General features: G+C 58.9%; 16 protein-coding genes. 10 read left to right on the top strand and 6 right to left on the bottom strand.

What is annotated here, in order from left to right; all coding sequences use genetic code 11:
- Nucleotides 1-39: 39 nt before the first annotated feature.
- From B060_RS25240 to B060_RS0119025, 8 genes are all read left to right on the top strand, one after another.
- Entirely contained in the window at nucleotides 40-393 is a 354-nt protein-coding gene (locus tag B060_RS25240) for an ArsC/Spx/MgsR family protein (protein WP_018083405.1), read from the top strand.
- A gap of 47 nt (nucleotides 394-440) precedes the next feature.
- On the top strand, nucleotides 441-1,484 hold the full coding sequence (locus B060_RS0119055) for a sodium:calcium antiporter (protein WP_236621658.1): 1,044 nt from the start codon (nucleotides 441-443) through the stop codon (nucleotides 1,482-1,484).
- Between the two features lie 93 nt (nucleotides 1,485-1,577).
- Nucleotides 1,578-2,744, top strand: a complete 1,167-nt coding sequence (gene nhaA / locus B060_RS0119050; RefSeq protein ID WP_018083403.1) for a Na+/H+ antiporter NhaA — start codon at nucleotides 1,578-1,580, stop codon at nucleotides 2,742-2,744.
- A gap of 199 nt (nucleotides 2,745-2,943) precedes the next feature.
- On the top strand, nucleotides 2,944-3,999 hold the full coding sequence (locus B060_RS0119045; RefSeq protein ID WP_026172984.1) for a LacI family DNA-binding transcriptional regulator: 1,056 nt from the start codon (nucleotides 2,944-2,946) through the stop codon (nucleotides 3,997-3,999).
- Between the two features lie 355 nt (nucleotides 4,000-4,354).
- Nucleotides 4,355-7,135, top strand: coding sequence for a TonB-dependent receptor (locus B060_RS0119040; protein ID WP_018083401.1), 2,781 nt, complete (start codon nucleotides 4,355-4,357; stop codon nucleotides 7,133-7,135).
- Between the two features lie 197 nt (nucleotides 7,136-7,332).
- A complete protein-coding gene (locus B060_RS0119035; RefSeq protein ID WP_018083400.1) occupies nucleotides 7,333-9,258 on the top strand; it encodes a glycoside hydrolase family 3 protein in 1,926 nt (641 codons plus the stop codon).
- Nucleotides 9,255-10,841: a tryptophan halogenase family protein gene (locus B060_RS0119030; protein ID WP_018083399.1), complete on the top strand. Its 1,587-nt coding sequence runs from the start codon at nucleotides 9,255-9,257 to the stop codon at nucleotides 10,839-10,841. The genes B060_RS0119035 and B060_RS0119030 overlap by 4 nt, the downstream gene beginning before the upstream one ends.
- A 17-nt stretch (nucleotides 10,842-10,858) precedes the next feature.
- Nucleotides 10,859-12,256 (top strand): glycoside hydrolase family 30 protein, encoded by a 1,398-nt coding sequence (locus B060_RS0119025; RefSeq protein ID WP_031221047.1) that lies wholly within the window; start codon nucleotides 10,859-10,861, stop codon nucleotides 12,254-12,256.
- 1,111 nt (nucleotides 12,257-13,367) lie between these two features.
- Here the strand turns inward: B060_RS0119025 and kduD are convergent.
- From kduD to B060_RS0119010, 3 genes are all read right to left on the bottom strand, one after another.
- On the bottom strand, nucleotides 13,368-14,126 hold the full coding sequence (gene kduD / locus B060_RS0119020) for a 2-dehydro-3-deoxy-D-gluconate 5-dehydrogenase KduD (protein ID WP_018083397.1): 759 nt from the start codon (nucleotides 14,124-14,126) through the stop codon (nucleotides 13,368-13,370).
- A 32-nt stretch (nucleotides 14,127-14,158) separates the two neighbouring features.
- Nucleotides 14,159-15,019, bottom strand: coding sequence for a 5-dehydro-4-deoxy-D-glucuronate isomerase (gene kduI, locus B060_RS0119015; RefSeq protein ID WP_018083396.1), 861 nt, complete (start codon nucleotides 15,017-15,019; stop codon nucleotides 14,159-14,161).
- Between the two features lie 118 nt (nucleotides 15,020-15,137).
- Nucleotides 15,138-16,205 (bottom strand): LacI family DNA-binding transcriptional regulator, encoded by a 1,068-nt coding sequence (locus B060_RS0119010; RefSeq protein WP_018083395.1) that lies wholly within the window; start codon nucleotides 16,203-16,205, stop codon nucleotides 15,138-15,140.
- A gap of 164 nt (nucleotides 16,206-16,369) precedes the next feature.
- Between B060_RS0119010 and B060_RS0119005 the strand changes: the two genes are divergently transcribed.
- Nucleotides 16,370-17,743, top strand: a complete 1,374-nt coding sequence (locus B060_RS0119005; protein ID WP_155847863.1) for a pectate lyase family protein — start codon at nucleotides 16,370-16,372, stop codon at nucleotides 17,741-17,743.
- Between the two features lie 72 nt (nucleotides 17,744-17,815).
- On the opposite strand, the gene pelA is transcribed toward B060_RS0119005, so the two are convergent.
- From pelA to B060_RS0118990, 3 genes are all read right to left on the bottom strand, one after another.
- Nucleotides 17,816-19,126: a pectate lyase gene (gene pelA, locus B060_RS0119000; RefSeq protein WP_018083393.1), complete on the bottom strand. Its 1,311-nt coding sequence runs from the start codon at nucleotides 19,124-19,126 to the stop codon at nucleotides 17,816-17,818.
- Between the two features lie 54 nt (nucleotides 19,127-19,180).
- On the bottom strand, nucleotides 19,181-20,035 hold the full coding sequence (locus B060_RS0118995) for a rhamnogalacturonan acetylesterase (protein ID WP_026172982.1): 855 nt from the start codon (nucleotides 20,033-20,035) through the stop codon (nucleotides 19,181-19,183).
- Between the two features lie 120 nt (nucleotides 20,036-20,155).
- Nucleotides 20,156-23,149 (bottom strand): TonB-dependent receptor, encoded by a 2,994-nt coding sequence (locus B060_RS0118990; protein ID WP_026172981.1) that lies wholly within the window; start codon nucleotides 23,147-23,149, stop codon nucleotides 20,156-20,158.
- A gap of 569 nt (nucleotides 23,150-23,718) precedes the next feature.
- On the opposite strand from B060_RS0118990, the gene B060_RS0118985 reads away from it, so the two are divergent.
- Nucleotides 23,719-23,916, top strand: a 198-nt coding sequence (locus tag B060_RS0118985) for an IS3 family transposase (protein WP_018083390.1), incomplete at its 3' end; no start/stop codon positions are given.

The following is a 23,916-nucleotide window of genomic DNA, read 5'->3' as shown; positions in this document are numbered from 1 at the left end:
GATGTCTTTCGCCTGCTTATCAAAGTCGGGCAGGAGGGGATGCTGGCGGGTGAGATCGGCGATCACTTCGCCATCAAGCAAAACACCATGTCGGCAAATCTTGCCATTCTGAGCCGAGCGGGCCTGACGCCGCATACGGCGCTGCGTGAGCCCCAATCCCCCGCAAGGGAACTCGGTCTCTTGGAGCCTGGCGTCAGCGATGAGACGATCCTGTCGGCTATGCTGGAGGCGCCCGTTCTGGTCAATCGCCCGCTCGTTGTGACACCAACAGGCATCCAATTTTTCCGTCCGCCCGAGGCGGTATTTGACCGCATTGACACCTATCCGCCTGGCCCGTTCTACAAGGAAGATGGTCTGGTGATGATCGACGCCGACGGCAAGGGTGTCGTTTGATCCGCTTTTGCGTGACTTTGCTTCACCTGTTGTGGCATCTTGAGCCCATGGTACAGATCGTGGGGGCGGTTGAGATGCATTTTGTTCAGACTTATATCAATCAAATCTATGTGGTGTGCGGCCTGGTAGGTCTTTTCCTGGGTGGCGAAGGGCTCATTCGTGGCGCCGTATCGATAGCCGAACGCCTCAATATTCCCAAACTCATCGTCGGCCTGACCATTGTCGGTTTTGGCACGTCCATGCCCGAGTTGCTGGTCTGCCTTCAAGCCGTCAACCGAGGAGCACCTGATGTGGCGCTTGGCAATATCATAGGCTCAAACACGGCGAACATTCTGCTCATTGGTGGCGTTGGCGCCTTGATCATGCCGATGAGCACACAAGCGAAAGGATTACGCCGGGATGTAATCGTCATGCTTATGGCGGGCGTCGCGTTGCTATGGTTCGCTTTCAAGGGCGTGATCACCCAACAGCAGGGGCTTGTCATGGCGGGCCTCATTCTTGTCTATCTGTTGCTCGTCCTTGTGCTGGAAAGAAAAAAGACGATCCCGGTCGAGATGGAAGATATTGGCGCAAAGCACCTGTCGCTGCCCTGGGCCGTGACCTTCGTGGCCGGCGGGCTGGCGCTTTTAATCTTCGGAGCGGATTACCTTGTGAAGGGCTCTACCGCGATCGCCAGCTCAATGGGGGTTTCTGAAGCCGTGATAGGCCTGACCCTGGTGGCTGTGGGCACATCCTTGCCAGAATTCACCGTCAGCGCCATGAGCGCCATCAAGGGGCAAAACGAGGTCAGTCTGGGCAATATCATTGGCAGCAATATTTTCAACATTTTGGCCATTCTGGGCATCACGGCCGGTGTCTATTCGCTCCCCGTCTCGGCTCAGTTCCTGTCGCTGGATTTACCTCTGATGCTCGGGGCAACGCTTTGGCTTTGTGTCATGGTCTTTGCCTTTAAACGGATAGGGCGCCTGAGCGGCCTGATTTGTCTTCTTCTGTACGCTGTTTATTTGACGTGGCTTGGTCTTGGCGCGGCGGGCGTTCAGGCTCTGGGTGTATCAGTTTTGCAATCGCTCAAAGCCTTTGCCGGCCTGTAGTGACGCGACTGCCCGGCGGCCGAAAAGGCTTGCCGCCTTATGGCGGACACCCTTAGGGTCGCCTCAGGCCAAAAAAGATAAGGTGCAGGCGTTATGTTGAAAAAGACGATGTCGATGACCGCAGACTTTTTGAAAAGTGAGGCGGCGGGCGGAATTGTCCTGATGGCTGTGGCGGTCATAGCGTTGGTTGTCGCCAATTCGCCCTTGGCCGAAACCTATTTTCACACGCTCCACCTTTATGTCGGGGGCTTGAGTGTTCTGCACTGGATTAACGACGCCCTGATGGCCGTGTTTTTCCTTCTGGTCGGGCTTGAGATCAAGCGCGAAGTGCTCACAGGCGAGTTGGCCACCTGGTCACAACGCGCCTTGCCCGGCATTGCGGCATTTGGCGGCGTGGTGGTGCCGGCTGGCGTCTATCTGATGTTCAACCTGTCGCATCCCGAAAGCCTGAAGGGCTGGGCCATTCCAGCGGCAACCGACATTGCGTTCGCGCTGGGTGTCCTGGCGTTGCTCGGTTCCCGCGTACCGACGTCGCTCAAAATTTTTCTGACGGCGCTGGCCATTATCGATGACCTGGCAGCCGTTATCATCATCGCCTTGTTCTATACGGCCGAACTGAATTTGGGGATGCTGGGCGCAGCCGTGGCCGGCCTGGTTGTTCTTTTTGTCCTCAATCGCCTCAAGGTCAAGGCGATCTGGATCTACCTCTTGATCGGTGCGGTGATCTGGTTTTTCACGCTCAAGTCGGGCATCCACGCCACACTGGCCGGTGTCGGCGTTGCGCTCTTCATTCCGCTGAACACCCATAAGGCTGATGGTGATGATCACCATTCGCCTCTGGTTCGGCTTGAGCATGCCCTGCACAAACCCGTCGCCTTCTTTATCGTGCCTCTGTTTGGCTTTGCCAATGCCGGTGTCGCGCTGGGTGGTTTCAAGCTGGAGGCTTTGCTCGATCCTGTGCCGCTTGGCGTGGCGCTGGGTCTCTTCGTCGGTAAACAGGTGGGGGTTTTCGCCGCTGCCACGCTGGCGATCAGGTCAGGGTTGGCCAAAATGCCCAAGGACACGAGCTGGTTCCAGCTTTATGGCCTGGCGGTCCTTACGGGGATCGGCTTCACCATGAGCCTGTTTATAGGGGGACTCGCCTTTGCCACAGCGCCTGTGCTTCAGGACGAGGTAAAGATCGGCGTGTTGCTGGGGTCGACGCTTTCCGGTGTTGCCGGCTACCTCCTTCTGCGGGCGGCAAGAGGCGCCAAGGCCTGACAGTTCTCATCTGACCTGCCGAGCGCGCTTATGGTTCTGCCGCTGGGCTTCTGCGCTGACGTCCTGATTTGAAGACTTGGGCCAGCTCCGAGATCAACTCATTGAGAGCGCTCTCAATAACAATGCACTTCGGCCTTGTAACCTGCGCGTTCAGACCGCATAAAGCCGAAAGACATATGTTGCGATGGGTGAGAGTGGCTTGAGCGCAGGTAAACCAACGATTGATGATGTGGCCGCCTTATCGGGCGTGGCGCGCGCCACCGTATCGCGCGTTCTCAATGGCGGCCCCAATGTGCGCGAAGAAGTGCGCCAGCGCGTGCTCAAGGCGGTCGACAAACTTCAATACAAGGTCAACATGCAGGCGCGCTTTCTGGCCGGCGGCAAGACCCAGGTGCTGGGACTGATCTATGCCTCCGACCTCGATTCGGAGCCGAATTCTTTTTATCATTCCGGCCTGGAATTGGGGGCACTGCGCGCCTGCGCCTTGGTTGGCTTTCAGCTTCTGATGCATACGGTCAACCAGCACTCCCTCAGCAAGACCAGCAAGATTTTGGAACTGGTCGATGCACGTCGCTGCGACGGCCTGATCCTGACGCCGCCATTTTCCGATGATTGCGATCTGTTGCAAGAGCTCGAAGCGCGCAACTGTCCGGTCGTGTGCATATCGCCCGGGTTGGCGGCGCAGAAGATGGCGTCTGGCGTCGGTATAGACGACGAGGTGGCCGGCTATGAGATGGCCCGTTACATGTTGCAGCTTGGCCATAAAGACTTTGGCTTTATCAAGGGGTTGGAAGGCCACCTATCGGCCGAGGAGCGCTTTTCAGGCTTTCTGCGCGCCCTGGCCGAAGCTGGCATCGCTGAATCCGACGTCATCGTGGCGCGCGGCAACTTCACCTTCCGCTCCGGCGTCGAGACCACGGCCGCCATGCTGAGCCATGCGAAGCGTCCGAGCGCTCTGATCTGCGCCAACGACGATATGGCTGTCGGCGCTCTGTTCTCGGCGCATAAGATAGGCCTGCAGATCCCACAGGACCTTTCCATTGTTGGTTTTGATGACACGCCGGTATCAGAAATCATCTGGCCGCCTTTGACCACGGTGAATCAGCCCCTGAAAGCCATTGGCTATCGCGCCGTGGAAATGATTGTCGAGCGCATCAAGGCGGGCAAGACGGCGTCGGGGCCTCTTCCGTTGCGTTTTGATGTGGTCCCCCACAAGGTCGTGATGCGCGAATCGGCCAGCCCGCCCCAGGGCTGAACCCTCGGCAAGCCTGGAAAAGCTTGCCTGTGCGGCGCTCACATTTCGGCAATATTGAAAGCGCTACCAATTGTCGGAGTTATGACGCTTAAAGCGCCAGACCTGCCTAAACTTGTGGCATATTGATCACCTTTGCTACCAATTGGAGACAATTTGCCGGCAATTGCGACCTCTTTTGGGCAAGTGACTTGACAGGGCAGCAACCCTGGGCGCAGAAATTGAGAGCGCTTCCAATGGCGGGATCAACCCGCCGCACGAGCAAGATGAAACCCCGACCTGGGAGGGACCTATGAATTCTGTCACCCGACGCAGCCCGTCTGTGTCCACGAGGGCTGCGGCCCTTCGCACCGCTTTAATGACAACCGCAGCCTGCGCTCTTGCGCTCAGCGGCTTTGCAACGGCCGCCTGCGCTCAGGACACCGCCGCCGCGCCCGCCGAGGAGAGCACGACCGTCGTCGTCACTGGCATCCGCAAGGGCTTGCAGGACTCCCTCGCCATCAAGAAAAGAAGCACGTCAATCGTCGAGGCGGTTTCGGCCGAAGATATCGGCAAGCTGCCCGACGCCTCGATTGCTGAATCGTTGGCGCGCCTGCCGGGCCTGGCGGCGCAGCGTGTTGGCGGCCGTTCGCAGACGATCTCGATCCGCGGCCTGTCCGGCGATTTCGCGTCCACTCTTTTGAACAACCGTCTGCAGGTATCTTCCGGTGACAATCGCGCCGCCGAATTCGACCAGTATCCGTCGGAAATGATCTCGTCGGCAGTGGTTTACAAGACGCCGGACGCCAGCCTGACCGGTCAGGGCCTTTCGGGCACCGTTGTGCTCAATACCGTGCGTCCGCTTGACTACAATAAGCGCGTTATCTCGGTGAATGTGCGCGGCTCGGTTAATACCAATGGCGAGGTCGTTCCCGGTTACAGTGCCAACGGCAACCGCCTCAGCCTGGCCTATATCGATCAATTTCTTGATGGTAAGCTAGGCGTCGCACTTTCTTACGCGCACCTCGATGATCCGTCGGAATTGCAACATTCCAAGAGTTGGTGGTGGGACAAGCAGGGCAACGATTCCGTGACCGGCCTGCCGCGCCTCGGTAATGCCGATGCGCTTGGCCTGCATGGTGTCGAAATCTGGGCGACCGGCCGCAAGCAGACCCGAGACGGTTACATGGCCGTTCTTGATTTCAAGCCGAACGACAATTTCCGCTCCGTCAACGATTTCTACTACTCGGTCTTCGAGCAGGACGAAGTGACGCACGGCGCCCAGTGGTACCAAACGCAATGGACCGATGACATCCACTTCTCGAACGTCGTCCTGACGGACCGTGGCGGTACGCCGGTGGTACAGAAGGCGACGATCAGCGGCATTGCTCCGATTATCCGTAACGACAACAACCTGCGCCGAGATGAGATGTTCAGCTTCGGTTCGAACAACCGCTTCAACATCGGGTCATGGCGTTCGGTCGTCGACTTTGGTTACTCGCGTACCGTGCGTAAGGAGCAGATCGCCGAAACCTATGCCGGTTATGGCACAAACCCGACGCCGGTAACCCGCACCTTTGACACTATAGACGAGGACATCGCCTATGGGGATTTCCCGCAACTTCATCCGGGTTTCGACTATGCCAACGCCGATAACGTGTATCTCGGCGATGTGGCGCCCTGGGGCGGCTGGGGCCATGACGGCGCCATTCGCACGCCGAAAGTCACCGACGAACTGCTGACGGCGCGCTTTAGCGGCGTGCACGATGTCGACTGGGGTGGATTCAAGAGCGTCGAACTGGGCATCGATTATTCGCACCGTACCAAAAACAAGGGCGTCAACGAATGGGATCTCTGCCTCAAGGGCTGGAACCAGACGACCAATGACTGCCACGGCACGCGGGTCCGCGTGGCCGACAGCGACCTACAAGAAGCCACCAACCTCGACTTCGCTGGTTTCGGTGGCGTGCTGTCGTATGACCTGGACGACGTCATTAACAAGTATTACGATCGCCGCATCATCCAGAACGAGGACAACCTCAACAAATTCTGGCAGGTCGATGAAGAACTGGTGACGCTGTTCGCTAAGGCAAGCATCGACACCGAACTGGGCGGCCACGGCCTGCGCGGAAATCTGGGGGTGCAATACGTCTCGGCCGACCAGACCTCGGCCGGCAACGAAATTCTCGCCCGCGGTTCGCCCGCGATCGGCAAGTGGGTTTCGACCAACTCGAACTATGGCGATTTCCTGCCGAGCCTGAACCTGATCTACGATGTCAGCGACAATTCGATGTTCCGTTTCTCGTTGGCCCGTTCGATGGCCCGCCCGCGCATGGACGACATGCGCGCCAGTCGCAATGCTAGCGTCAGCCTCACGACGAAGGCCTGGAGCGGTTCCGGCGGCAATCCAAACCTCAAGCCGTGGATCGCCGATGGCGTTGATCTGGCCTATGAGCACTACTTCAACAAGACGAGCTATTTTGGAGTTGCCGGGTTCCAGAAGGTCATGCGGACCTACGTCCGCAACCTGACGGTTGATGACTTTGACTTTACCGGCTGGACCAATACCAGCGGCGTTGTGCCGAACAGCAATATCGGCTCTTTCACCATGCCGATCAACGATGACGGCACGATTGGCAACCTCGGCGGCGGCAAGAATGTCTCCGGCATCGAGTTCAGTGGCGCCATCGATGGTTCGCTACTGTGGTCGCCGCTCAGCGGCTTCGGTCTGATCGGCAGCTTCTCACGCGGCTGGACCAATATCCGCTCGGGCAGTGAGATCGATCCGGACAAGCTTCCGGGTTTCTCCGGCGACGTCGCGAACGTGACAGGCTATTATGAAAAGGGCGGTTTCTCGACACGCATCAGCTATCGCTACCGTTCCGCTTTCCTGGGTGAAACCTATGCGCTTTACGCCAACCGTGCCGCGACCCGCATCCTGGCGGACAACCAGGTTGACGCCCAGATTAGCTATCAGATGCAGGACGGCCCACTGAAGGGCGTCACCTTCCTGCTCCAAGGCTACAATCTGGCCAATTCGAACTACCAGACCCAGTTGAAGGTGTCTGAAAATAAAGCGGCAGACGGTTCGTCCTTCCCCGAAATCTACGAGGAATACGGCCAGACCATCCTGTTCGGCGTCAGCTACCGCTTCCGGTAGCGTCCCCCGAGGCCACCCCGCGCCGTATTGCGTGCGTGGGGTGGCGCCTAAGCCATCCGGGGAGGGACGCTCCCGGTCTCTCCCCGGATAGTTTTTTCGTCAGTTCGTAAAAGACCCCACTATCACGCCGCAGATGAGGGGCAGTCCCCGACACCGGCCGGCTCCCCCACAAGCGGGGAGGTTCAAGAGAGTTTTCCATGATCAAGTCATCTTTTCGTCGGGCGCTGCTCGGATCGATATCGCTGTGTCTTCTGCTGGCGCCACTCAGTCATGCCCAAGGTCTGGCGCAGAACCTGACCCAGTGGCCGCACATAGACTCGGCCATCAAACCTGACGCGGCGATGGAAGCGAAGATCGCCAGAATGGTCAGCCAGATGACCCTGCGCCAGAAGATAGGCCAGATGACCCAGGCTGAGATCAAGGCGGTGACGCCCGATGATATCCGCAAGAACTACATCGGTTCGGTGCTGAATGGCGGCGGCTCTTGGCCCTATATGATGAAGCACGCCACGCTCAAGGACTGGGTGGCGATGTCCGATGGTTTCTACGATGCCAGTCTGAAAACAGACATGAAGACCAAGGTGCCGCTCCTGTGGGGCACCGACGCTGTGCACGGCCACGGCAATGTGATCGGCGCCACGCTTTTCCCGCACAATATCGGTCTGGGCGCAGCAAATGATCCGGCACTCATCAAGGAGATTGGCGCTGCCACCGGCAAGGCGGTGCGTGCCACTGGCATCAACTGGGTCTTCGCGCCAACGCTCGCTGTGGTCGAGGATCAGCGCTGGGGCCGGACCTATGAAGGCTTCTCGTCAGATCCTTTGCTGGTCAGGGATTACGCCAAAGCCTATGTCGAAGGCATGCAGGGCGATTTCTCGAAGGCGGGCAATGTGGTGGCCACCGCCAAGCACTATATCGGCGACGGCGGCACGGACAACGGCAAGGATCAGGGCCTCAACAGGTCGTCCGAAGCCGATCTGATGAACATTCATGCGCAGGGGTACTACGGCGCCCTGGGCGCCGGTGTGCAGACCGTCATGGCGTCTTACAGTTCCTGGACGGACGGCGCCACCGGCAAGGCTTATGGCAAGATGCACGGCAATGAATACCTGCTGACCGACGTGCTGAAAAACAAGATGGGCTTCGATGGCTTCGTGATTTCGGATTGGAACGCGGTCAGCCAGTTACCGGGTTGCCTCAACTACCATTGCCCGCAGGCGATCAATGCCGGCATCGACATGATGATGGTCCCGCTGGAATGGGACAAGTTCATCGAAGCGACCGTGGGCGATGTCGAGAGCGGCGCGATCCCGCAAAGCCGGATCGATGATGCGGTGACACGCATCCTGCGCGTGAAAATGCGCGCAGGCATCTGGGGTCAGCGGCCTTCCGCCAATCCTTATGCCGGCAAGATGTCGGCCATTCAGGCGCGTGATCTGGCGCGCCGGGCGGTATCGGAATCGCTGGTCTTGCTGAAAAACAAGGGCGTTTTGCCTCTGAAGAAAGGCGCGAAGATCCTCGTGGTCGGCAAGAGCGCCGACAATCTCGGCAACCAGACCGGAGGCTGGACGATCACCTGGCAAGGCACCGACAACGCCAATGCCGATTTCCCCCATGCCGACAGCCTCCTTAGTGGCATCAAGGCGGAAGCCGGCGCGGCCAATGTCACCTATGCGGCGACGGGCGAGGGCGTGGACGTTTCGCAATTCGATGTGGTGATCGCTGTGATCGGCGAGACGCCCTATGCCGAAACGGCGGGCGATATCAGCAATCTGTCGCATACGACGCGCTATCCGGAAGATGTGAAGGTTCTGCAGGCGGTCGCTGGCAAGGATAGGCCGGTCATCACCGTGTTTGAATCCGGCCGCACAGCCTATGCCAACGACCTGATCAATCTTTCGGACGCCTTCGTGGCGGCCTGGCTGCCGGGGACAGAAGGCAAGGGCGTGTCGGACGTGCTCTTTGGGCATAAGGACTTCAAGGGCCGGCTGTCGTTCGACTGGCCATCGGCGGCATGCCCATCCAAGGCACAGCCGCTCTTCGCCTTGGGCTATGGCCTGAGCTATGCTAAATCGGGAAGCGTGGGTGAACTGCCTGTATCTGTCCCGGTTGAGTGCCAATGAGCGCCATAAAAAAAATCGTCATTGTGGGCGGCGGAACGGCGGGCTGGATGTCCGCCGCAATGCTTGCCAAGCTGTCGAAGACCAGCCTCGCCATCGAACTGGTGGAATCCGAGGAGATCGGAACGATCGGGGTGGGTGAGGCCACCATCCCGGCGATCAAAAAATTCAACCATTTGCTCGAACTGGATGAGACCGACTTCATCCGAAACACGCAGGCGACCTTCAAGCTCGGCATCGAGTTCACCGACTGGGGGCGTGTCGGCAGCAGCTATGTGCATGGCTTTGGCAAGATCGGTCAGAATCTCGGCTGGCTGAGACTGCACCAGTATTGGCTGAAGCTGCGCGGCACCGGCAAGGTGTCCGACGTCTTCGCCGACTATTCGATCAATACCGCGGCTGCCTACGCCAACAGGTTCCTGCGCGCGCGGCCTGACATGAAGGCGTCTCCCCTCAACGATATCGCCTACGCCTACCATTTCGACGCCGGCCTCTATGCGCAATATCTGCGCCGCTATGCTGAAAAGCTTGGTGTCAAACGCACCGAAGGCCGGATCGTCAGGGTCAATCAACGTGCCACGGATGGCTTTATCGAAGGCGTGGTGCTGGAAAGCGGCGCGGTTGTTGACGGCGACTTGTTTATCGACTGCTCCGGTATGCGCGCCCTGTTGATCGAGCAGACACTGGGTGCCGGCTTTGAGGACTGGTCGCACTGGTTGCCGTGTGATCGCGCGGTGGCGGTGCCTTGTTCTTTTGAGCGCTCGGACGCCGCGCAGGCGACCTCGCCGCGGCTGGGGCCTGCTTTACGCACGCCCGAGGCCGGCGAGCCGTTCACCGGAAAATCGGCGCTTTTGACGCCCTATACGCGCTCGATCGCACGGCAGGCCGGATGGCAATGGCGCATCCCCTTGCAGCACCGCATTGGTAACGGTCACGTCTTTGCCTCACGGTTCATGAGTGATGACGAGGCGACGGCGATCCTGATGGATCATCTCGACGGTGAGGCCCTGGCCGATCCGCGCATCATCCGCTTTCGCACGGGTAAGCGCCGCAAGGTGTGGGACAAGAACGTCGTGGCCGTGGGACTATCGTCGGGCTTTATGGAGCCGCTGGAATCCACGTCAATCCAGTTGGTGCAGAGCGTGGTTATGCGGCTGATCGCTTTCTTTCCGGATGCCGGGTTTGCGCCCGCGCAGCGCGACAGTTTCAACGCTCTGGTCGATGAGGAATACCGCGATATCCGCGACTTCCTGATCACGCACTATAAAATCACCCAGCGCGACGACACGCCGATGTGGCGCCAGTGCCGTGATATGGATATTCCTGAGCCGTTACGCGAACGTCTGGCGCTGTGGCAGGCCGCCGGGCGGTTCTTCAAGAAGGGCGAGGAGCTTTTTGCCGACGAGAGCTGGATACAGGTGCTCATTGGACAGGGGTTGATACCGGAAAGCTATGATCCGTTTGTGAATCTGCGATCGGAGGATGAGATCATCAAATATCTCAACGATATCAGTCGGGTGATTGACAAATGCGTGGCCGCCATGCCGAGCCACGCCGACTATATAGAGGCCGGCTGCAAGGCCTGACATCCAGGGAGAAAACCATGTGCGTTTCGATAAGGTTGCTGGCTACAATGGCTATTCTGGCCCTGCCGATGATGGCTCAGGCCGGGCCGGTCAAGGTGTGGCAAACCAATGCGGACCAGTCGCAATTGCTGGCGCAGCAGCCGGACATTGCTTTTAGCAAAAAGGCCGCAGGCACGGTGATCACTGTCGACCCAAAACAAAGGTTTCAGACGATGGTGGGCTTTGGTGCCGCCATGACCGACGCCTCGGCCGAACTGATCCGCAACCATATGACGGCCAGCCAGCGCGACGGGCTTATGGATGATCTGTTCGGAAAGAAGGGGCTGGATTTCAGCTTTACACGTCTGACCATCGGGGCCTCGGATTTTTCGGGCAACCATTATTCCTATGACGATATGCCGGCGGCGCAAACCGATCCGAACATGACGCGTTTCTCGATAGACGCCGCCAGGCGCGACGTCATACCGGCCGTGAAGCAGGCCCTGGCGATCAATCCGAAACTGACTGTCATGGCCTCGCCATGGTCGGCACCGGGCTGGATGAAGACAACCGACAGCCTGATCCTGGGCTCGCTCAAGCCCGAAGCCTATCCTTATTTTGCCGATTATCTGTCGCGCTATATCAAGGCCATGCGGGCGGAAGGCATCCCCATTTCCTTACTGACCCTGCAAAATGAACCTGGTTTTGAGCCGGATACCTATCCGGGCATGCGCGTGGAGCCTTCGTCGCGCGCCGCCTTTATCGGCGGATATCTGGGCCCAAAATTCAAGGCCGAGGGGCTTAGGACCCAAATTCTCGACTATGACCACAATTGGGATACGCCCTCTTCGCCGTTGACGGTTCTGGCCGACGCCCGGGCTAATCCGTTTATCGCCGGTGTGGCCTGGCATTGCTACGCAGGTGATGTGGCGGCGCAAGGCGCCGTTCACGACGCCTATCCGGACAAGGATACTTATTTCACCGAATGCTCTGGTGGCGAATGGGCGCCGGAGTTCGACAAGAACTTCGCTTGGACGGTCAAGAACCTGATCATCGGCTCGACACGTCACTGGTCCAAGGGCGTGCTCATGTGGAACCTGGCGCTCGATGAAAACTTCGGCCCGCACAAGGGCGGGTGCAGCGATTGCCGGGGTATTGTGACGATCAACTCAAAGACAGGCGAGGTTAAGAAAAACATCGAATATTACGCCTTCGGTCATGCCTCGAAGTTCGTAAAGGTCGGGGCGATGCGTATCGCTTCTGACGACGTGGACGGCCTTTCCAATGTGGCTTTTCGCAATCGGGATGGATCGTTGGTGTTGATCGTGCTCAACACGCACGCACAGCCAGGCCTCTTTTCCGTCAGCGCGGGCGGCAAGACATTTTCTTACACCTTGCCGGCGGGTGCCGCGGCCAGCTTCGTTTGGAAGCCTTAGGTCCGGGGTTCTGGTCGCAAAGTCGTCGCGTGGTTTTTGGATGGCTGATTGTCGGGGCGGAATAACTGTTCGAGTTGGTCTGCCAGCGCGACGCGCGCCCGTCCCCCTGACAACGAGGATTTGCCCTTCGACGCATGGACCGAAAGCTTCGGATTGGAGAGGCGCATTGTTGTCTTGCTGGATGGGATAACCCACCAGGTCAGCATGCGGGACATGAACCGCGACGGCCGTCGGCTGGCGCAAAAGTGATGCACGACCTACTGGACTGACCGTTTGAACGACCAAAAAAAGCGCTGCTACGCAGGCGCATCTGGCCGACTATTCCTCCGCTGTCGACACGGCCATTGTTCCAACATCTGCGTATATGACGTCCCCATCTCGCCAAGCGCTCCTATTGCACGAAAATGGCCCGTCCTTCGTCGAGATGCTCAAGGCTCAACTGACGGCTCTCCAGGTCACCGCAATCCAAGGGGCTGGTCATCGAAGACGTCAACGCGTGATGCTCGGGTCGCCCATACCACGGTTGTGGTACTCGAGGCGTTGCGGCTAATGCAGAACGACCCAGACGGCGCCAACCCAGACAGCGACAGAAAAGACGCTCATGCCAATAAGTCCGAACGCAATAGGGTAGGAAGCGTTTGATCGCGGTCTATCCTTGATGGAAGACACCGGTACAGGGAGGATGGCTGCTTCTTGATCTGCTACAGCCGCCCCGTTATTGACGCGTGCGTTAAAATCGCTTTCGCTATATGTGGTTGCCGACATCGTCTTACTCCGATACAAACTAGAGCTCGATTGTTATTGACCAAAACGTCAAAAGCAAGGCCAAAGTGTAATTTCGCCGTAAAAATCCCCAGAAAAGCGATTAAATAGGCCTGTGGGGGGCGGCGCGGTTCGATGTTGCATCAAGCTTGCTCCACATAGGCTATGCGGCCCGCGGGTGATGGCTGGCGCAAAAGATCAATGAACCCTCTGGAGCGCCACCGCACGCAACACACGAAAACAGCGGCACACCTGCAACCCAAACTGGGGCAGGCACACCGCTATTTAGCGATTGTGATTGTCGCAAAAAGTTTGACGACGGATATATTCTACTCCGAGAGATGCCCCGTCAGCGCGCCAGCCAACCACCATCTACCGGGATGATGGCGCCGTTGACATAGTCAGACGCTGAGGACGCGAGGAAGATGACCGCCCCCCCCAGATCGGATGGCAAACCCCAGCGATTAGCGGGGATGCGATCAAGGATCGCCTGTTCTCGCGTGGGGTCAGCGCGAATCTGAGCGGTATTGTCCGTGGCCATATAGCCAGGGGCTATTGCGTTGATATTGAGCCCCTTCGACGCCCACTCGTTTGCGAGCAGGCGCGTAATGCCGGCGATCCCGGACTTGGAGGCCGTGTAGGACGGCACCCGGATGCCGCCCTGGAAGGACAGCATGGAGGCAATGTTGATGATTTTCCCCGAGCCTTGCGCGATCATGTGGCGGCCGGCGGCCTGCGCCATAAAGAAGGCCCCCTTGATATTGACGTTCATGACGTCGTCCCAGTCTTTTTCCGAAAAATCGACGGCGTCCTGACGGCGGATCAGGCCGGCATTGTTGACGAGAATGTCGAGCCCGCCAAGATGGGACAGGGTGTCGGCCACGATACGTTCGACAGGCTCAATCGACATCAGATTGGCCTCGATATTGAAAAACCGGCGGCCGAGGGCCTCGACTTTTTCGCCGGTTTCGGTGGCGGGCACGATGCCGGCGGCGGCAATATCGGCGCCCGCTTCGGCAAGTGCCAGGGCGACGCCTTGCCCCAGTCCGGTATTGGCGCCGGTGACAAGCGCGACCTTGCCGGTCAGGTCAAACAGTGCTGTTGACATGTATCTGGTTTCCCGTTGAATTTTTTATAATTTTAAGCAAGTTGACAAATATCGAGCACCTTCATGTCGGTGTAGTCGAGGTTCTCCCCGCCCATGGCCCAGATGAAGCTGTAGTTGGACGTGCCGGCGCCCATATGGATGGACCAGGGCGGCGACACAACCGCCTCGTTATTGGCCATGACGATATGGCGGGCATTATCCGGCTCTCCCATGAAGTGGAAGACACGGTCATTGTCACCCAGGCCGAAATAGAAATAGACCTCGGAACGACGATCATGAAGGTGCGGAGGCATGGTGTTCCAGACCGATCCAGGCGCCAGAATGGTCAGGCCAAGCAGGAGCTGGCAGGACCTGGCCGTCGTCGGCACGATATACTGGTAGATCACACGCTGGTTGGATTGCTCCAGCGAACCGCGCTCGAGCGGTACGGCCTTGTCGATTGAGATCTTGACGGTTTCATAGCGCGCATGGGCCGGGGTCGATGTCAGATAGAAGAGGGCCGGATTGGCCGCTTCATCCGATGAGAACAACACCTCGGCTGTGCCCATGGGGATGTAGAGGCCATCCTTGGGGCTTAAGTCAAAGTCAACACCATCCACCTTGACCTTACCAGAGCCGCTGCCGACATTGATAACGCCCAGTTCACGACGCTCCAGGAAAGGATGGCCGGCGGCCGAAGCGGGCTCGGTCTGGTCCGGCAGCTTGACGGCGCTGTTGACGGGGGCGGCCCCGCCAATAATGAACCGTTCAAAATGGGTATAGTGCAGGGAGATCGCTTCGGGCGCGAACAGACCTGTCATCAGGTATTTGTCACGCAGATCGGCGTTATCAGCGCCCTTCATCATGTCTGGATGTGTGGCGTAAAGTGTCTTGGTGAAGTGCTTGGTGCACATAGGCCTGTCCCTGTCTAAAAAGCGTTTTGGGGTCGTTTCTTACGCCCGATGCGATGTGTTTATCAGTTTTGGTAACCGGTGTCATTTCTTTTGACAACAAGATTTTATGCAAAGCGCCCTAAGGATTGGGCGCTTTAGCCGAGGAGCCACGCACCACAAGTTTGGAATCGACTTGCAGGTGCGAAATGGTGGATGGTTCTGGTGAAATCAGGAGGTTGGCGGCCATGCGGGCCATGTCGCGCGTCGGCAGGCGCACCGTGGTCAGGGGCGGCGACAGGCGATCGGCAATCGGCGCATCGTCAAAACCGACCACCGTCAGGTCTTGCGGTATACGCAAGCCGCTTTCATAGGCCGCCTTGTAGGCGCCAGCAGCCATTTCATCATTGGCGCAGATAATGGCGGTCGGGCGATCGGGCCGCGTCAGCAGACGCTGGCCCGCTTCATAACCGGAAGCGAAGCTGTAATTGCCGCCTTCGTCGAGATCGGGCGCGATGGCGCAGCCGTGTTGGGCCAGGCCTGCGTCAAAGCCACGTCGGCGTTCGTGCGCCGAAGGGTAGTCGAGATTGCCGCCGATATAGCCGATGCGGCGATGACCGAGAAGGGCTATATGGGCGCTGGCTTCGGCGCAGCCGATGTGGTCATGCGAAACAATTTCCTGGCCAGAAATGGTGGGCTGGTTGCTGGCGCCAGCGCGCGCCGTGACCCTGACGCGCGGCACCTCCATCTCATCGAGCAGATCGAGCAGGCGGCGGTCTTCGGCAATCGGCGGCAGGATGATGACGCCCGCCAGCCGCTGGTGTTCCAGAAACTGACGCAATTCGGGTATGAAGTCGTCGCTGCGCCAGTCGCAGGGGTGAACCACCAGTTCGTTGCCTGTGCCGCGCAAGCGGTCCAGGACACCCATCTGCATGTTGACGATATATTGCGCGTTGGGATTATCGTAGATCAGGCCGATCAGAAATGACCGGCGAAAAGCCAGGCCACGCGCCTGCGGATCGGGCTGAAAGCTGATGCGGGCGATCACCTCGCTGATCGCATCACGCGTTCGAGCGTGCACGCTCGGTGAATTGTTGATGACACGCGAAACCGTTTTTTTCGACACACCGGCCAGCCGCGCCACATCATTGATGGTGGCTTTCCTGCGCAGGCTTAGAAAGGCTTCGATCGTGTCCGTCATCTTATCCATTGGGCTCGGTTTAAAGAGCGCTCCCGAATTCTGCTTCTTGCAAAAGCCTTGTTTTACGCTTATGACACCGGTTACCATAATAATCTGCGGACGTCACGCCTCGATTGCAACGGCGCTCCGAAAAAGACGATAAAGTCATTACAGGGTCAATGAAAGGGAAGCGCATGTCGTTCCGAAAAATGCTTTTGCTGTGCAGTTTTGTGGCTCTGGCCTTGCCGGCCATACCTATGGCCGCAACCCCATCCAAGGCCCGGGATTCAGCCAAGGCGCCAGAGGTTCATCTCAACCGTGCCACCTATGACGTTCTGGGGTGGGCCAAGGCGACCAAAGGCGGCAAGGGCGGGCGGATTCTTCGCGTCACCACGCTGAACGCCGAAGGGCCTGGGTCGTTCCGCGCGGCGGTGGAAGCCGAGGGACCACGCATCGTCGTTTTTGAGGTCGGCGGGGTCGTAGATCTCGGCAACGACTCGGTTCGCGTCAAAAATCCCTACCTCACCATTGCTGGCCAAACCGCGCCTTCGCCGGGTATTACCTTTATACGCGGCGAGTTCAATATCGCTACGCATGACGTCATCATGCAGCACGTCATGATCCGCACCGGCGAGGCGGGACATGCGAAGAAAAGCGGCTGGAACGCCGATGGCCTGTCGACCAACGGCGCCTACAATGTCATCGTCGACCACTGCAGCTTTTCCTGGGCGACCGACGAGAACCTGTCGGCTTCCGGTCCGCGATTCAAAGGCGCCAACATCACCGAGTGGCGGCAAAATACCTCGCACGACATCACCTACAGCAACAATCTGGTCTATGAAGGCCTGGCGAAATCCACGCATAACAAGGGCGAACACTCCAAGGGTGGGCTGATCCACGACAACGCTACCGGCATCTTGCTTTACGCCAATCTTTACGCCTCCAACGAGGAGCGCAACGCCTTGTTCAAAGGCGGCGTCCATGCCGCCGAGGTCAATTCGATGATCTACAATCCCAAGCGCAAGGCCATCCATTACAACCTCATCGGCCATGAATGGGAAACCTATCCGTTCGAAACCGGGGTGATCACGCTGATCGGCAACGTCTATCGTCAGGGACCGGATACCGTGGCGGGGACGCCTCTGTTCTCGCTGGGGGGGGAGGGCGACGTCTCGCTGTATATGCGCGACAATATCGCCGTCGATCCGAACGGTCAGGCGGTGCCCCAGACGGGGCGGTATACGACCGGCTCGGCGAAAATTATCAAAGCACAGACGCCCTATCTGCCGGGCGATATCCGCATCATGCCCGCGGCGCGCCTGGAAGACGAAATCTATGGTGCGGCGGGCGCCCGCCCGTGGGATCGCGACGATGTCGATTTCAAGCTGTTGTCGGATGTGGCCGAAGGACGTGGCGAAATCATCGATTCCGAAGCACAGAACTACTACGGCTATCCCCAATACAAACCGACGCAGCAAGCCTTCGTTCAAGCCGACTGGAATCTCGACGATATGAGTCCGAAAGCTGGCTGGGCCTCCTTGTTCGCGCACTCCGCGCCCAAGCACTGAGGCCGCTTCAGGTGCCCTCTTGGATGAAGGGCACCTTTTCGAACATAGACCATGACCGGGCGCGGTTGGGTGTCATGGTCTGGTATCCGGATGGGCGAGGCGCCATCTGGCGTAGGCCTTGAAGACCTTCAGGGGCGCGGTGTTAAACCAGCTATACCCGTTGCGGCGTTCCAGACTGATCTCGTTGACATCGTCGTGCAGGCTTTTGTCGCGGTCGCCGAATATAGGCTTTCCGGAGGCGGCCACATAATAGCGCGCCCACAGATCCGGCGCGCCGGGGCTGACGATCAACCGGCGGCCGGCCGTCTTGTCGCCGCCATCGGTCCACGCCACGTCGTGAAGGGCGACTTCGTGCAGCCACGCCACCCCCTCATGCACCGCCGCCGTCATTGCGGGCGAGGGTTCGGGCAGGGTCATCATATAGAGGAGCAGGCTGGCGCTTTCAGAACTAGAGAGTGCGTCGGGCTCGAAATTGCGGGCAGCTACCGGCCGTTCGGTGAGCGCGTCGTGTTGCTGGCCCCAAACGGTGCGACGGCCCGCCACGCTCACCTGCGTGGCCAGGATGCAGGCAATGGCCTGATCGCGGGCATCTGCCGCCCTTCGGCGCAATCCTTCGGGGACAAAAGCGTAATCACCGGCGCCGCTGGCAATCGCCGACATCAGTTCGCTGGCATGGACCATAGCATCATCATTATAGGTGATGGCGTCATGGTAGCCGCCTTCGAGCGGCCAGATCTGTGGCCATCCGCCATTGGGGAATTGGGCGTTCAACAGATAGCCCACGCCTTTTTCAAAGGCCACACGGTAAGCGGTCCGGTCATCGGCGGGGAGGGCGGTTATGATGCGGGCGAGAAACCGCAGCTCGGTGATGGTGGCGTCATTATCCAGCGTGCCGACATAATGCCAGCTTGTGTCCTGCGCCGCTTCGGCTCCTTTCGACGCCACGTCATGCGTGCCTTCAGCGCCGGCGTAGGGCTGGCCGGGCACACGTAGGGCGCCATCACGCGGCTGGTTCTTGCTCCATCCGCCGGCAGGGGTCTGAAAACTGACGATGACATCAGCGATATGCCGGGCTTGCGGCGTAAAGTACCAAGCTGGCGCCTCATCAAGCGGCATGGTCTTTTCGCTGTCACCCCGCAGCATCATGGCCGGAATGTGCGAAGGCGGTCCCTCGGCCGCGAGTGCGGAACGGTCCGCCTTCATCTGCGCCACGGAGCGGTCGAGATAGGCGCGCCAGGCCGGTTGCTGTTCCGGCGCAAGGTCGGCGATGCGCTGAAGCGTAATCGCCTGGGGTGGACGATTGACGCCGACGACGGTCGCGAAGGCAGGCGCTGCCACAAGGGCTGCCGTGAGGCTGCAAAGCGCAAAGGCTCGCAAGATCATGGTCCAAACTCCGGACACTCAGGGGATGCTTCGGGGGATGCTTCAGGGGATGCTTCAGGGGATGATATAGGGACGTAGTTCGGGCACGGCTTTCGATAGCTCTTCACTGACAAGACCGGAAATGGCCGCAGCGCCGGTCTTGCCAAGATGGGTGTCATCAAAAGATGGTTTGGCGAAGGCCATTTGGTCGAACGGCGTCGGGGCCTTCGCTGGCGTTGAAACCGGCGCCGATATCGTCGTGCCCGTTTCAGCGGCCGCCACCCGTTCGGGCGGTGGCGATGCCTGGGCCAGAGTCATGGCCTGAACCGGACCGAGCGCCTGCACCACCTGCCGGCTGCGGGCGTAGAGATCAATCAGCGGCACCTGCATGTCGGCGGCGATCTGGCGCGTGGCGGCGGCCCACGGGGCAAGGTCGTCCTGGAGCTGACCGTCCTTAAAGCCGCGGCGGGTCAGGGGGGTGACGAGGACCGGTATGGCACCGGCAGAGCGCACATCGCTGACATACTGGCGGAGAAAGGCGGGAAATTCGGTTTGCAGGTTAGTCGAGCGCCCTGCCTTTCCCGGCTGGTCGTTATGACCGAACTGGATCAGCACCCAGGTTTTGGCATAGCTGCCGGAACGCATTTCGGCCAGCGCGATGTCCCACGACCCTTCGGCGCGGTAGCTATAGCTGGAGCGTCCGCCGCGCGCCAGATTGAGGCAGGCGGCAAAAGACGTCACGTGGTCGGCGCAAAAGGCGCCGCCCCAGCCGCTTTGCACCGCCGTGGTCGAATCGCCGACCAGAATGATCCTGACCGCCGTGATCTTCCTGGTCTGTGCGCGGGCGTCAACATCGGTCAGGGGTGGCGTCTGGGCACAGGCCCCCGTCGTTAGGACTGCAAAAGCCAAAGCCGCGAGCCAGGTTTTCATATATGAGCGCCAGCGACGGTTATAGGACATGTGCAATCCTCTTCTCATGGCAGAACGCCTTGCTCATAAAAAGGGGCGCCGGACGGATCCGGCGCCCCAGATGTATGGGCGTTCAGTCGTCTAGTACTTGTAGCGCAGGCCGAAGTAATACTGGCGGCCTGAGGTGCCGTAGTCATACAGAAGGTTCTGGGCCGTATTGCCCTGAGCCGTGTTGTAAGCGATGTAGCGATCGTCGGGCTCGTTGGTCAGGTTGATGCCTTCGAGCACGGCCGTCAGATGGCTGTTGATCTTCCAGGTGAGCTGGGCGTCGATATTGAGGGTCTCGTGCTTACCCCAGAAATCAGCCGAGGAACCCGGCGCGAGCAGAGACAGGTAGCCATCCCGATAGGAGGCGGCGACCCGGCCCGAGAAGGCTTCCCCCTCATAGTAGAGCGTCGCGTTCCAGGCATTGGGTGAGAGGCCGAGAAGATCGGCTTCGGTCGTCGTCGTGGCGGTCGGCGAGGTATAGTACTGGATCCTGGATTCAACGTGGGTGAAGTTCAGGATGCCGCCGGTGCGACCGAGGAAGCCCGGCAGGAAGGTAAACGGCTTCTGCAGGTTGAGCTCATAGCCCTTCAGATCACCGCCCGGTGTGTTGACAGGTGTGGTGACGAGATAGGCCACGTCACTGGTTTCACCCAGATCAGCGTAGTTGTAGCCCAGTTCGCTCAGCTTTAAACTTTGCACGCGCGACTGAATATAGCTCTTCAGTTCCTTCTGGAAGATGCCAAGCGTCACGAGCGTATCACGGTCCGGATACCACTCGATGGAGACGTCCATCGTGTTGGCGCGCGTGGGTTCGAGGTAGGGATTGCCCGTGGTGATGGTCTTGTTCGTGGTGCTGATCGAGCCACCGCCAGGCGTCATGGACAACAGGGTCGGGCGCGCCATCGTCTTGGCGGCGGCAAAGCGCAGATACAGGTTTTCGAGCGGCTCGATCATCACGTTGAACGCGGGCAGGGAGTCTTTGTAGTTGCGTTCGATCGTGGTCAGGACCGAGGACGAAGCGGTGCCGACATAGCCGCTCACCGAGACTTGGGTGCGCACCTCACGCGTACCGATATTGCCGCGGAAAGGCATGGAGCCCAGTTGCCCGTTGAAGTCGGCCTGGAGGTAATAGGCTGTATCGATTTCCTGGGCGTTACGGTTGCCGGTTCGCGACGAAGAGTTGGTGTTGTTGACCGTGAAGGTGCCGTAGCTGTTCGTGCAGTTGCAGTTATAATCGAACTTACCGCGGATCTTGTCGAGATTCGGTATCAGGTAACTGTTGCCATTGACGGTAACGGTCTCGGAATAGCCGGCAATATCGCCATTGATAGCCGCGACGATGGCGCCGGTGGCGTTTTCGTTGCGGGCAAGGGCAGGGGCAGGGGGGAGGGTCGTGTACCGGCCAAATTCGGTCGAGGTGAACTCGTACTTCTTGCTGGACACGCCGCCTTTGAGGTCGAAATGGTCGTTAAGCTCATACTTGAGGTCAAGCTTGGCGGTGGCGAAACCGTTTTCCACGCTTTGCGGCCGCAGGCGAATGAGGGAGGCGTCACCTTTGCCGGTGCTGCTGGAATAGGTCCAGTAACACGCCTGATCAGGGTTGCAGCCGGTCGATGACGTGCCATAGGTAAAGGTCGGGCTGGTCATGTTGGTATAGTCGTAGCTATAGCCATCGACATCATACGATTCGAACGTGAAAGTGGTCTGCTCCGGATTGTCCTGCAGCGAATTGGAGGCGCCCAGCAACAGTTTGGAAGTCAGACGATCACCCCAGTTCTGATCCCAGGTCAGGTTAAGCTGCTGGAAGGTGGTCTTCAGTTCGTCGTAACGATGCTCTGAGCGGATATCGACATCGTTGAAGGAACCTTTTACCAACGTGCCTTCGTCGTCGATGGTGTAATCATAGACATCTGTCTTCGGCAGGCCCTGTCCGGAGCGGCTGAACGAAATAGCCTCGATTTCCCATTCGTCGCGGTTCGAACCAAACGTGGCATACATGCCCTCCAGGGTGAACAGGGTGGCGGGGTTCGGCCGCATCTGGAAGGCGGCGGTGACGCCCAGACGCTTCTGTTCCGTCTCGAAGTGATTGTAGCGCGGAATGCGCGGATGTTCGGCGCGGCTGATTTTTTGCGCTTCGCCCGTCAGGGCCGGATTAAGCGGCTCCGCGCCGCTGACATGGCCTTCATCAACGTTGCAGACGCCCGCCGCGGCGGGTGTGCAGGGCGCAATGGGGATGAAAGTCGTGCCGCCATTGGTGCTGTAGCTCTGGAAACGGCCCACATTAGACGCTGCATAAGCGTTTTCCCAACGCGTCGTATTGGTTGAATCCTCGATAACCGTGCGGGTGCCGTAAGCAACGGAGAGCAGGGCGCCCAGGCGGCCGTCGGCCCAGCGGTTTGACACCATGAAGGTGCCGCGTGGCTCGGCCTTTTCAGACGCATCATTATAGCCCGCCTGCAGAGAGCCGGCCAGGGTGAAGCCCTTGTAATCGAAGGGACGGGCGGTCTGCAGATCGACGGTCGCGCCCAGCGAGCCTTCTTCGATTTCGGCCGACAGCGACTTGCGCACGGTCAGGGAGTTGAAGAGATCCGCGGCGAAAACGTTGAAGTCGAAACCGCGCCCGCGGTTGGTGCCGCCGGAGGAATCCTTGGAACCTGTCGTGGCGAGCGCTTCGAGACCGTTCAGGCGCGTGCGGGAAAACTCCGAATTAAGGCCACGCACGGTGATCTGCTTGCCCTCACCACCATCGCGATCGATCGAGACGCCCGGAACGCGTTGCAGGCTTTCCGCCAGGTTGAGGTCAGGAAACTGGCCGATATCTTCCGACTTGATCACATCGACCATGTCATTGGAACGTTTCTTCTCGCTGATGGCGGTCTGCAGTGATCCGCGAAAGCCGGTCACGATAACGAGTGTCGAGTCGTCTTCCGGTGCCGCCACGGGGGCTGCGTCTGGCGTTGTTTCCTGGGCGACGGCAGGCGCGCTGTAGAATGCACCCAAGGCAAGCGCGATCGCCGCCACAGAGCCACTCAGGGCGAGGGCTCGGTTAAATCTGGACGCAACTCGGGCGCCGGTCGTTTTCAGCATAGGTTTCTACTCCCCGTTTTTGCCGGCGGTCCGCTCGTATGTACGTTCGGCCGCTTATATGAATGGAGCAAGCTCCGGTTCGGCTTGTTGTGACACCGGTGTCATTCAGGGTGACAAGACCCTGCAGACGTCGATACTATACAGCTAGACATAGAAATTTTGGACTGGCAAGAGCACAGCCACGCGAAAATGACACCGGTGGCATAAAAATTCGCCATTCCGTCAAACCTGCGGCAAAATTGCCATACTCGCCGCGATGTTCCTCGACGCTGGTCACTTGTGAGGGGGCGGGCGTCGTCACTCGCCCGGCCACAATGGCGTTTGGGATGATCATCATCAACTAGAAATTTATCTTTTATCAAGCCTTTCGCACGTGCGTTTTATTTGCATAAATTGAACAATCTTATATATAATGTGAGGTAATTTCCTACGGCCCTGATGAATAGCCCAGCACATGTAAGGTAGGTGATGACGGACACGCATAGGCATATTGAGGTGGTCCCCGAAAACTGGACAGCTGGCTTAGATATAATCTTGCCCCTATAGTGGCCACCGGCCAAGGGGTTTAAATGAAGAATATCCGCAAGAAACACAGTCCTGAGTTTAAGGCGAAGGTGGCGATGGCTGCCCTTCGTGAGGAAGGCACGGTGTCTGAACTGGCCAGTAAGTACGGCGTCCACCCGAGCCAGATCAATACCTGGAAGAAGGCAGCCCAGGACGGCATGGCTGCCCTATTTGAGGGCGACAAGAAGGCTGCAAAAAGCGAG

Origin of the sequence: Asticcacaulis benevestitus DSM 16100 = ATCC BAA-896 (genome assembly GCF_000376105.1) — a bacterium.
In the GTDB taxonomy this organism is placed as follows: Bacteria; Pseudomonadota; Alphaproteobacteria; order Caulobacterales; family Caulobacteraceae; genus Asticcacaulis; species Asticcacaulis benevestitus.
The sequence above is the reverse complement of the archived record's forward strand: the minus strand, read 5'-3'. Positions and strand labels throughout refer to the sequence as shown.